This is a genomic window from Rathayibacter tritici (assembly GCF_002932875.1).
Lineage (GTDB): Bacteria > Actinomycetota > Actinomycetes > Actinomycetales > Microbacteriaceae > Rathayibacter > Rathayibacter tritici.
The window spans coordinates 1-11,277 of record NZ_PSWS01000020.1; the positions used below are offsets into that span (position 1 = coordinate 1).

Consider the following 11,277-nt stretch of genomic DNA (forward strand, 5'->3'; position numbering starts at 1 on the left):
GCAGCCACCCAATTAGTGAGGGTCTGCGGAACCAGTCCGAGCTCTCGAGCGACGTCCGCGACGGATCGCGACCTATCAATCACCTCGCGCACTGCCTCCGCGCGGAACTCCGGAGAATACTTCCCACGGGAACTGGACATCCCGGGCCTTCCTTTCGGTCATCGCGGTAATCCTACCAATTCCGCGGTGGTCCAGAAAGAATGGGGCACCTCAGCTCCTGCTGCGGACGTTCCCCGGTGCTGGGGCAGTGTCGTACTCGGAACGGTCGAGTCCTTGGTCGCGCAGCGCGGCCGGCAGTTCCGTCGTCGTAGAGCCTCCAGGATCGCTGCGACCGGCGCCTCACTCGCCAGCGCCGTGTGCACCGACGTACCGAGCGCCGGGTCCGCGGCGACCAGCACGCTCGTCAGTACCCGCGCCGGCGCCCACGTCTCTTGACACACCGCCACCGCCTCCCTCATTCGGTCCTGCGTCCCGGGCGTCTGTCGGGCCGATTCGCGCAGCCACCACCTGTACCAAAAATCGGACCTCGCGCGTCCACCAACGTCGCCGCCTCTCGTCAAGGGAAACCACGTGATTCGCCCCGTCATCGAACGACCACCCGCCACACACGATCGCCGGGACGTTCCTCCACCCTGCAACGACCGGAAAGGCGGCATCCCGAGTCACGACTCCGCACCCCGGATCGAGGGGATACCTGACGACCGACGTACCTGCTTCCTCAGCGCCACCCCTCGTGTTTTCAGCGTCCGCCCGGCGCGTCGATCGGTCGCCTGCGGCCCGTGCCGAGTCAGCGCACGGGCCGCGAGCGCCGGATCAAGGCCGAGTCGCGACCCGCGGCTCAGGGCTGGGTGAACGCCACCTTCTGCACGCTCGTGCGCCCGTCGAGCGTGGTCGTCGTGATGCGCATGCTGTACGACCCGGCCGGCGCGACGGTGCCGTTGGTCAGACGTCCATCCCAGGCGAGCACCTGCCGGCCCGCGAGGTAGCGGATCGACGTGGTCAACTGCTTCGCCACGGAGCCCGACGCCGTGAGCACCGCGACGCTGGTCGTCGCGCCGTCGCCGGTCATCCAGTCGAGCGTCGTCGTGCCGCTGGGACGCGCCACTGCAGGCGCCGAGACAACGAACGTCGGCGTGCGGCCGAGCGTCACGGTCGCGTGCCCGTCGGCCACCGTCAGCGCCGTGCTGCCGCTGCTCGTGCGGATCGATGCCGCTGTGCCCGAGACCTGCACCGAAGCCGTCGACGGGCCGGCCGTGGAGAGCGCCTGCACCGTCTCGGTCGGCGTCTGCAGCACGGTGCCGTGCAGGTTCACTCCGTAGTCGGCCGTCACGTCGTCGATCGAGACCGTGCCGGAGGTGATGCCCGACATCGACCGGTAGACGAAGGCGTCCACGAGCTTCACCGGGTAGTCCCACACGCCGTCGCCGTCTCCGCCCGAATGGGTGTAGTTGGTGTTCAGCCCGTCCGAGAACAGGGTCATCTTCTGCCACGCCGGGCCACCGACATTGCCGACGAGGCCCTGGAAGGTCTCTCCGGTCGCGTCCTGGAGCTTCAGGTACACGGGGCTGGTGCTCGCGTCGCCGCGCACCCAAACCGAGACCGCCGTCGGCGAGCCGGGGAGGGCGCGCGAGGTGTGCAGCTGCGCGCCCTTCGAGCTACCGGAGAAGTCGTAGGTCAGCGTCAGTGCCCCCGAGCCCGAGTAGCCGGTCGAGGTGGCGGCGAGCGAGGCGCTCCCGCCGCCGATCGGCGCCACGGCCCATCCGCTCGTGGAGGAGAGGTCGTCGACCTTCACCGGCGAGGCGGAGGCGGTCGCGCTCGCCCGACCGACAGCGGTGCCGGTCGCGAGGACCGCGCCTACATCCTTGAGCGCGGCGTAGGAGGGTTTCTGCCGCCCGGAACGCTCGGTCACCGCGAAGGTGTCCAGCGGCGCCTGCGGGTCGGGGCCGCCGACGAGGTTGTACCACGCGATCGCCTTGATGCCGCGGGCCGCGGCGTCGAGGTAGGAGCGGGAGAGGTACGACGCCTGGTCGGCCTCGCTGGTCGCGCCGACGCAAGTGGTGCAGGTCGCCCAGCTGACCTCGGTGATCCACAGGCTCCGGCCCGGCGCGCTGCGGGTGAGGAAGTTCTGCGCCGCGTCGAGGTAGGTCGGGATTGCTCCGGTCTCGGGCGCCCCGTCGACCGTGTAGGTGTGCACGGCGAGCCCGTCGAACGAGTCGCCGGCTCCGGCTGCGAGCACGCCCGCCATGAACGGGTCGCTGAACTGGTCGAGCCCGCCGACCAGCACGGTTGCGGTCGGATCGACGGCCTTGATCGCCGCGGAGGCGGCCTTCAGCAGCTCGCCGTACTGGCCGGCCGTGGCTCCGCCGCGCCAGTAGTAGTCGGTGTTGGGCTCGTTCCACACCTCCCAGACGTGCACACGGTCCCTGTACCGGGCCACCGTCGCCGCCGCATAGGAGGCGAAGTCGGCGGTGCTGCTCGGCGGGTAGTACTGGGCGTCCTCGGCGGACGTGCCGGCCGGGGCGGAGGAGGCCCAGGGCGCGGAGTAGACGAGCTTGCCGATCATGTCGACGTTGCGCGCCTGGCTGATCGCGACGGCCTGGTCGAACTTCGCCCAGTCGTAGTAGCCCTTCCGCGGCTCGATGCGTTTCCACTCGAACTCCTCACGGGCCCAGCGCACCTGGGCACCCTCGAGGAGGGCGGCCTGCCGGTCCGCCTCGGCGGGCGAATCCTGCTCGGTGAGGAAGCTGTTGATGCCGCTGATCGAGGTGGGTGCCGCCTCGGTGACGCGGGCGCTCACTCCGGTGAGGTACGGGCGGGTCGCCGTGGCGGCTCCCGAGAGCGCGCCGTTCGCTGTCGTGTCCCAGGTGAGGCGCCCGGCGATGCTGCCGGACATCGCGGCTCCGCTGTCGTCGGTCCCGTCGTAGGTCACGCTGATCTCGCCCGCGGCGGAGGCGGTTCCGCCGTAGGTGCGAAGGCGTCCGGCGGAGTCGCGCAGCACGAGGGCGTAGTCGCCCGGGCTGCCGGCGCTGAAGCGGACGGCCGTCGTCGCCGCGGTCGAGCGCGAGAAGCGCGCGGCGCTCGCGGTCGGCAGTGTCCAGTCCTTGTCGAGCACGCGCAGATTGTCGAGGACGACCGAGCCAGTGGCCGGGGCCGAAGGGCCGTTGCGGACCACGGTGATCCGCACCAGCGAGACCGGGTAGTCGAGCACACTGTCGTCATTGCCGAGGTGGGTGTTCGCGGCCGGAGACCGGAGGTCGATCGTTGCGGTCGTCCACCGGCTGAGGCTCATCGCGTCGACGCGGTAGAAGAACATCTCGCCGGTGGCGTCGCGCAGCTTCAGGAACACGGTGTTCCAGCTGCTGTCGCCGAGCAGATCGACCTTGAGCGCGGTCGCGGGTTGCGTCAGCAGCGGTACCGGAGTGGTCGCGGGCTCGATCTCGGCGTCGGCCTGGGAAAGGTCGTAGGCGATCCGCAGCGCCCCCGAGCCCTCGGTGCGGCTGGTCGAGGTGGAGAGGGTGGCGCCACCAGCGGCCCCCACCCACTCGGTCCCGGCGGAGTCGAACGACTGCGCGAGGCTCGCGTCGGCGTCGACCTCGGCGAGGGTCAGCAGCAGCGGGATCCCGCTGCGGGTCGCGTTCGAGGCGAGCGTGCCGTCGTTCGCGCCGTCCTGCGAGAAGACGCCGCTGACGTCGCCCCGCATCCGCGCCCCGGAGCCGTCGGAGCCGTCCCAGGGCACGGTGACCGAGCCGGCCGCCGCGGCGCGCCCGGTGATCGTCTTCAGGCGTCCCTCCGTATCGCGCAGCTCGAGCCGGTAGTCGCCCGGGCCGGCGGCCGTGAACGAGAACGAGGTGGTCGCCGAGGCGGCCGGCGTGAAGAATGAGCTCGCCGCGGTCGGCAGGGACCAGCCGGAGGCGAGGGTGCGCAGGTTGTCGAGCACGACGGTCCCGGTCGCGGGCTGACTGCCGTTGCGCACGATGATGACGCCCGAGAGCTTCACCGGGAAGTCGAGCACCTGGTCGCCGTCGCCGCCCTCGATCAGGGCGGCCGGAGCGGTGAGGTCGACGTCGAGCGTCGCCCACGCCGTCGATCGCATCGCGTCGAGCCGGTACGTGAAGGTCTCACCAGAGGCGTCGCGGAGCCGCGTATAGACGGTGTTATAGGTACCGTCGCCCCTGAGGTCGATCCGGAGCGACGTGGCCGGTTTCACGATCACGGTCGCGGGGGTGCTCTGCACCGTCTCGACCAGCCCCGAGGACACGTCGTAGTCGATCCGCTGGGCGAAGGAGCCCTGCGTCTTCTGCGCGCTGGTGCGCGAGATCGCCGCCGAGCCCATCGCCACTCCCCAGGTCGTCGCCGCGCCCTCGAAGCCCTCGACCACGCTGGTCGTCGACGGCTGGGCCGCGGCGACGGTGAGCAGGGTCGGAGTCGCGGAGCGGGTCCGCGAGGCAGAGAACGCTCCGTCGGGGCTGGAGTCTTGCAGGAAGGTGCTGCGGATCGGGCCGTCCATCTCCTGGCCGTCGTCGGCCTTCCCGTCCCACTGCACGGCGGTCTCGCCGGGCTCGGCGAGGGTGCCGGTGAGCGAGCGGCTGCGGCCGGTGCCGTCGCGCAGGACGATCATCCAGTCGCCGGCGGTGGCGGCCGAGAAGGCGAGGCTCGCGAGGGCGCTCTCCGATGGCACGAGGAACTCGGTGTCCGCGACGGGCATGGTCCACCGGCTGCTCACCGCGCGCAGGTTGTCGAGCACGAAGGAGCCCGTGGCCGACTGCTCGCCGTTGCGCACGACGTAGAAGCCGGTCAGCGTCAGCGGCATGTCGAGCACGGAGTCGGCGTTGCCGCCCTCGGCGAGCACCGCATCCTGGGTCAGGTCGATCGGCACCGTGGTCCAGGTGCTCTGCCGCATCGCGTCCATTCGGTAGGTGAACGCCTCGCCGCTCGCGTCGGTGACCCGGAGGTAGACCGTGTTGTAGCTGCCGTCGCCCTTGAGGTCGACCTTCAGCGCGGTGACCGGGCCGGTCGCGACGTCGAGCGGTGCGGTGCGGGTGATGCCGGCCATGCCGTCGGTGAGGTCGTAGTCGACGGCCAACGCGTCGGTGCCCTGCGTGCTGGCCGCCCCGCCCTTCGCAGCGGCCGCGGAGGCACGGCGCAGCGTCGCGGATCCGGTAGCCACCCTCCAACCGTCGTCGCCGCCGTCGAAGGCCTCGACCACGGAGGTCGCAGCGGGGTCGTCCGCGGCGGCGAGGGTCACCAGGAGCGGGACACCGGTCGTGGTCGCGGCGCCGAGGGAGCCGTCCGCGGAGTCGTCCTGACGGAGGACCGCGCGCACGTCGCCGCTCATCGCGGCGCCGGAGTCGTCGAGGCCGTCCCAGTCGACGGCGACGGGCCCGGCGGCGTCGACCGTGCCGGTGAGGGTGCGCGAGAGCCCGGCAGCGTCCGCGAGCCGCAGCTCCCAGTCGCCCGCCGCGCCGGCGTCGAACGAGAGCGCTGCGCTCTGCCCGGCGGCGACGTAGGTCGACGCGGCGACGGGGAGGGTCCAGCCGGTGGTGTCCGCGCGCAGATTGTCGAGGGCGAAGGAGCCGATGGGCGGCTGCGCGCCGTTGCGCACCACGAGGACGCCGGCGACGGTGAGCGGCGCGTCCATCACGGCGTTGCCGTCGCCGCCGTCACGGGCCACCGGCTCCGCGGTGAGGTCTACGGTGAGCGTCTGCCACTGGGTCGAGCGCATCGCGTCCACGCGGTGCACGAAGGTCTCACCGCTCGCGTCGCGGATCCGCAGATAGACGGTGTTGTAGGAGCCGTCGCCCCGGAGATCGACCGTCAGGGCCGAGGCGGGTGCGGGGACAACGGGCGCCTGCAGCGGGTCGTAGCCGAGCTCGGCGAGTCCGCCCGTCACGTCGTACGAGACCTCGACGGAGGAGTCACCCTCCGTGCTGTCGCCGGAGGCAGCCGTGGAGGCCGTGCCCGTGGCCGCCGCGAGCGCCGGCGCACCGCTCTCGAAGCCGGTGACAAGAGCGGTGGTGGGAGTCGCGGCCAGCGCGACGCTCGGCGCCGTGAGCAGGGTTCCGACGAGAGCGGCGGTGACGAGGAAGACGGTTCGGGCACGGGACATGGGGGCACTCCGCTGGGCGTCGGGTCGAGGATCGAGCGCTCACCTGGGGGAGGGCGAGCCAGTCGCATCGACGACCTGCGCGTCACGCTAGGTCCGACCGGGTGCGGGCACCGGATGCGGAGGAAATCTCGACCTGTGGGCACTCGAAGAGGGGTGGCGGGCACGAGTGGATCCCGTCGGGCACTATCACGAGGGTCGATCCGCACGCCAGCTCTCGCGCAGAAAGGAGGCGGGGTGGCGAGGGGAACGCTACCGCGTGGGGCACTCCCGCGCACTCTCCGGTTCGTGCATGTGCTCTCAGGTCCAGTCGAGAGCGGAACGCTCGGCCCAGTAGCGGGCCGGATCCACGGCGAGCGCCGGGAGCGCCGCGAGCGCGAGCGGACGCGCGCGCAGGTTCGCCAGCAGCTGCTCCGCCGTCGCCGCTCCGCTCAGGACGACCTCGGCCCAGGGCTGCGCGAGGGCGGCGCCCAGGGCGAGCGCGTCGGGCGGAGTCTCCCCGTCGGCGTCGATCGGATGCACGACGAGGCGCCCGTTCGCGAGCGCCTCCTTCACCACCACCAGCCAGCCGTCGTCGTGCGCGGCGGCGAGCGCGTCGCCGGCCGACTGCTCGAGCGGATTCCAGGTGCTCTGCACCGCGCTGAACGGCGACTCCGGAATCGCCCGAGCGAGCTCGATCACGCGCCCCTGCGCGGGTCCGCTGGTCGAGAGGCCGACGCGCACTCCGGAGCCGGCGAGGCCGCGCAGGCGGTCGAGCAGCGGCCGGTCGGTGAGAGCCGGGCTCTCGGGGGTGATCGAGTGGACGAGGTAGGAGTCGGGTGCGGAGCCGAGCGCGTCGACCGTGAGCGGCCACTGCCGGTCGAGCATCGCGACCGAGTGCTCCTTGCGCTCGTGGACCGGCGCGTCCATCGCCCACCCGCCGACGTACTCGTAGCCCCACTTCGACTCGATCCTCAGCGCGGCCCGCCGCTCGGGGTGCCGCGCGAGCCAGTCGCCGAGGAACTCCTCCGCTCGCCCGTAGGAGCGCGCAGCGTCGATGAAGCGGACGCCCGCGTCCCACGCCGCGTCGAGCAGCCGATGCGTGCGCTCGCGGAGCACCTCGACGCTCCGCTCCGAGGCGGGCCCGAGGTCGCCGTCGCGGCCCGCCGTGATGTAGGCCGGTCGGCCGACGGCGGCCAACCCGATCCCGATCCGCCGCGCGGTCGCCGCTCGCCCGGCCTCGTCCTGCCCGGCGTCGTCCTGCCCGCTCATCGCGCCCGTCCCGTCCTGTCGACCCGCCACGCCCCACGGTACGGCCCCGGCAACCGCTAGCGTCGAGCGGTGACATCCGACCTCGACCGCAGCATCCTCCGGCTCGCCGTCCCCGCGCTGGGTTCGCTGGTCGCCGAGCCGCTGTTCCTCCTCACCGACTCCGCTCTGGTGGGGCACCTGGGCGCGGTTCCGCTGGCGGGGCTCGCGCTGGGCGGCGCGGTGCTGCAGACCGTCGTCGGCCTGATGGTGTTCCTCGCCTACAGCACGACTCCGCGGGTCGGGCGGGCGCTCGGCGAGGGCGACGAGCGCAGGGCCGTGGCGGCCGGGATCGACGGCGGGTGGCTGGCCCTGCTGCTCGGCGCGGGTATCGCCGTGGTCGGCGCGCTGAGCGCTCCGGTCGTCGTCGCGCTCTTCGGGGCGGAGCCGGCAGTTGCCGAGGCGGGCGTGCGGTACCTGTCGGTGAGCATGGCCGGGATCCCCGCCATGCTCGGCGTCTTCGCGCTCACCGGGCTGCTGCGCGGCTTCCAGGACACCCGCACCCCGCTCGTGATTGCGGCCGGCGGATTCGCGCTCAACGCCGCCCTGAACGCCCTGCTGATCTACCCGGCCGGCCTGGGGATAACCGGCTCCGCGCTGGGGACGGTGATCGCGCAGTGGGCCATGCTCGCCGCCTACGCGCGAGTGGCACTGCGACTGGCCCGGCGGGTCGGCGCGCCGCTGCGGCCGCACCTCGCGGGACTGCTCTCCTCCGCGGGATCGGGGGGCTGGATGCTGCTGCGCACCGCGAGCCTGCGCGCGGCGATCCTGCTCGCGGTCGCCACCGCCACCTCGCTCGGGGCGGAGGAGCTCGGCGCCTTCCAAGTGGCGATGACGCTGTTCTCGACGGTCGCCTTCGCCCTGGACGCCGTGGCGATCGCCGCACAGGCGCTCCTTGGCCGCCTCCTCGGCGAGGGCGACGCCGAGCGGGCGCGCGCTGTCACGAAACGCTGCGTGACCTGGGGAATCGGCACCGGAGTGGTCCTCGGCGCGGTCGTCACCGGCCTGAGCGGTGTCCTGCCGTACGTCTTCTCGAGCGACCAGGAGGTGCTGCGGCTGCTCCCCGCGGCGATCGCGGTCGTGGGCCTGACGGCTCCGCTGGGCGGCTACGTCTTCGTGCTCGACGGTGTGCTGATCGGCGCCGGAGACGGCCGCTACCTCGCACTCAGCGGCCTGGCGAACCTCGCCGTCTTCGTCCCGCTGGCCCTGCTCGCGCCGGCCGCGCCCGGCGAGTGGCGCCTCCTCGCGCTCTGGCTCGCCTTCTCCGTCGGCTACCTGGGCGCCCGCGCGCTCACCCTCGGACTCCGGGTCCGCAGCGACGTCTGGCTTCGCTGAGCGCTCCGCGAGCCTCTGAACACACCCGTGGAGACGGGAGACGCCTGCGAGTAAGTCCGTGGACAACTCCGTTCAGCGCGGCGGGGCGCTGGTATTCCCGCGGTGGAAGACGGCATGGAAGCAGACCGCCTCCGCCTCCTCGTCCGCCAGGAGCGCGACCGCCGCCCGGCCCGCCGCGCGGCCCTTCTCGACCGCGGGCTGCGCCATCGTCGTCAGGTCGTACTCGGCGGCGAGCCCGGGTACCTGCACGCCGTCGAAGCCGACCACGGAGAGGTCCGCGGGCACGCGCAGCCCGCGCTCCTCCGCCGCCAGGATCACGCCCGCCGCGAGCAGGTCGCTCTGCGCGATGACCGCGGTCGGCACCTCCTCGCCCTCGAGCAGCGTCCGGCCGGCGGCCACCCCCTCGTCGACCGAACTCGCGGCGGCCGCGACGACGAGCGCCTCCGGGAACACATCCTGGACGCCGAGGAGCCGGTCGACCGGAGTGATGCTGGGGCTCGCGCGCCAGTCCGCCGGGATCGCACCGCGACGCCGATCCTTGGCGAAGGGGAGCGAGACCACGGCGATGCGCCCGTGGCCGAGCTCGCGCAGGTGCTCGGCGAGAGTGCGGCTGGCCTCGCGGTTGTCGAGCGAGATCACGGCGCCGCTCAGCCCCGAGAGGCCCTCGACCACGATCACGGGCACCCCTCGACGGCGCAGCACTGCGACGGAGTCGTCGACCGACGGGCTGCACGCGACCAGGATCATCGCGTCCACGGGCGCGGTCGCCAGCAATCCTGCTCCGTTCTCTGTCTCGGTGAGCAGCAGGATGCCCGCGTCGACCCCGCCCAGCACGTCGGCGATCCCGTCGAGCATCGCGATCTTGATCGGGTCGCGGAACGCGTGCAGCATCCGCTCGTCGACGACGACCCCGACGATCCCGGAGCGGCCGCGGCGGAGCGAGCGCGCCCGCGGGTCCGGGCCGGCGTAGTCGAGCTCGGCGGCGGCGCGCAGCACCCGCTCCTTCGTCGCCTCCGAGACGGGGCCGGAGCCACTGAAGACCAGCGAGGCAGTGGAGGGGGACACTCCGGCCCGGCTCGCGACGCGGGCGAGCGTCGGCCGGGGGCTCTTGCGGGGTTCCACGTTCCTCCTCGTGGGGGCGGCGTGCTCGTCGTCGGTTGACCGTCCCCGGGGTTCCGGATAGCTTAGACCGGCCCGCTTCGAATCGATTCGACCGTGCCTCTCGATCCGGTGTCCGGATCCCGCCCGCATCAGGAGAACCGCCATGACATCGACGTCCGCGCTCACCCGCCCTCAGCTCGTCGCCTGGCGCAACGCGGTCTTCACGATCTTCGTCCTCAGCGGGATCTCGATCGCCACCTGGGTCTCGCGCACCCCCGCGATCCGCGACGAACTCCAGCTCTCGACCGCCGGAGTCGGCCTGCTGATCCTCTCGATGTCGATCGGCGCGATCGTCGGCCTCGCGCTCTCGACCCCCGTGATGGGCGCGATCGGCGCGCGGCGCGGCATGGCGCTCGGCCTCACCGTCTCGGCGGCCGGCCTGGCGGTGCTCGGCGTCTCGGCCGACGTGATCGGCGTCCTCCCCGCGGCCTTCGCCGGCATGGCGATGCTCGGCTTCGGCAACGGAGCGGTCGACGTGATGATGAACGTCGAGGGAGCCGCGAACGAGGCTGCCTTCGGCAAGACCCTCCTGCCCCTGTTCCACGCCTTCTTCAGCCTCGGGACCGTCGCCGGCGCGCTGATCGGCGCGGGAGCCTCCGCTCTGGCCGTCCCCGTGGCCGCCCACCTCGGCGCGATCGCCGTGCTGATCGTCGTCACGGCGGTCATCGCGATCCGCTTCGTCCCCGTCCGCGAGGAGCTGGACATCGCCGGCGCGGCGACCACAGTGAAGCCGCCCGTGCGCGAGCGCGTCGCCGCCTCCCTCGGCGTCTGGCGGGACGGGCGCCTCGTCCTGATCGGCCTGATCATGCTGGGCATGGCCTTCGCGGAGGGCTCCGCGAACGACTGGCTGACCCTCGCGATGGTCGACGGCCACGGCACCGACAAGACCACCGCCGCCGTCGTGTTCGGTGTCTTCGTCGCCGCGATGACCGTCGGACGCGTGATCGGCGGCCCGGTGCTCGACCGCTTCGGCCGCGTCCCGGTGCTGCGCGCCTCCGCCGGACTCGCGATCGCGGGCATCCTGCTGTTCATCCTCGCCCCGGTCGACGCGCTCGTGATCGTGGGCGCGGTGGCCTGGGGCCTGGGCTGCTCGCTCGGCTTCCCGGTGGGCATGTCGGCCGCGGCGGAGGGACCGCACTCGGCCGCCCGCGTCAGCGCGGTCGCGATGCTCGGGTACGTCGCGTTCCTGGTCGGACCGCCGGCGATCGGCTTCCTCGGCGAGCACTACGGGCTGCTGAACGCCCTCTTCCTGGTGCTGGCCCTGGTCGTCGTGGCGGGGCTCGCCTCCCCCGCCGCCCGCAGCCGCCGCGAGTTCGGTCGACGAGGGGGTGGCCGCCGGCCGGACGCTGCTCGAGGGCGAGGAGGTGCCGACCGCGGTCATCGCGCAGAGC

6 protein-coding genes are annotated in these 11,277 nt (G+C 72.7%); 2 read left to right on the forward strand and 4 right to left on the reverse strand.

The window, feature by feature from the left end:
• The 3 genes from C5D07_RS16370 to C5D07_RS03005 all read right to left on the reverse strand — a co-directional run.
• Window positions 1-140: transposase (locus C5D07_RS16370; protein WP_146079777.1), on the reverse strand; the 140-nt coding region annotated here is incomplete at its 3' end.
• Window positions 141-838: 698 nt separating this feature from the next.
• Window positions 839-6,106 (reverse strand): carbohydrate binding domain-containing protein, encoded by a 5,268-nt coding sequence (locus C5D07_RS03000; RefSeq protein WP_104258647.1) that lies wholly within the window; start codon window positions 6,104-6,106, stop codon window positions 839-841.
• A gap of 297 nt (window positions 6,107-6,403) precedes the next feature.
• Complete coding sequence (locus C5D07_RS03005; RefSeq protein WP_104258648.1) at window positions 6,404-7,354, reverse strand: aldo/keto reductase; 951 nt, start codon at window positions 7,352-7,354, stop codon at window positions 6,404-6,406.
• Window positions 7,355-7,423: 69 nt separating this feature from the next.
• On the opposite strand from C5D07_RS03005, the gene C5D07_RS03010 reads away from it, so the two are divergent.
• Window positions 7,424-8,725, forward strand: coding sequence for an MATE family efflux transporter (locus tag C5D07_RS03010; protein ID WP_104258649.1), 1,302 nt, complete (start codon window positions 7,424-7,426; stop codon window positions 8,723-8,725).
• A 72-nt stretch (window positions 8,726-8,797) separates the two neighbouring features.
• Here the strand turns inward: C5D07_RS03010 and C5D07_RS03015 are convergent, their stop codons facing one another.
• Window positions 8,798-9,847, reverse strand: coding sequence for a LacI family DNA-binding transcriptional regulator (locus C5D07_RS03015; protein WP_249028159.1), 1,050 nt, complete (start codon window positions 9,845-9,847; stop codon window positions 8,798-8,800).
• Window positions 9,848-9,989: 142 nt separating this feature from the next.
• On the opposite strand from C5D07_RS03015, the gene C5D07_RS03020 reads away from it, so the two are divergent.
• Window positions 9,990-11,277 (forward strand): MFS transporter (locus C5D07_RS03020; RefSeq protein WP_104258650.1); only part of this gene is annotated, 1,288 nt, incomplete at its 3' end.

Excerpts from the sequence above, each read along its gene's own strand:
- C5D07_RS03000 (WP_104258647.1), bottom strand. The coding sequence starts at position 6,106 with ATGTCCCGTGCCCGAACCGTCTTCCTCGTCACCGCCGCTCTCGTCGGA.
- C5D07_RS03005 (WP_104258648.1), bottom strand. The coding sequence starts at position 7,354 with ATGAGCGGGCAGGACGACGCCGGGCAGGACGAGGCCGGGCGAGCGGCG.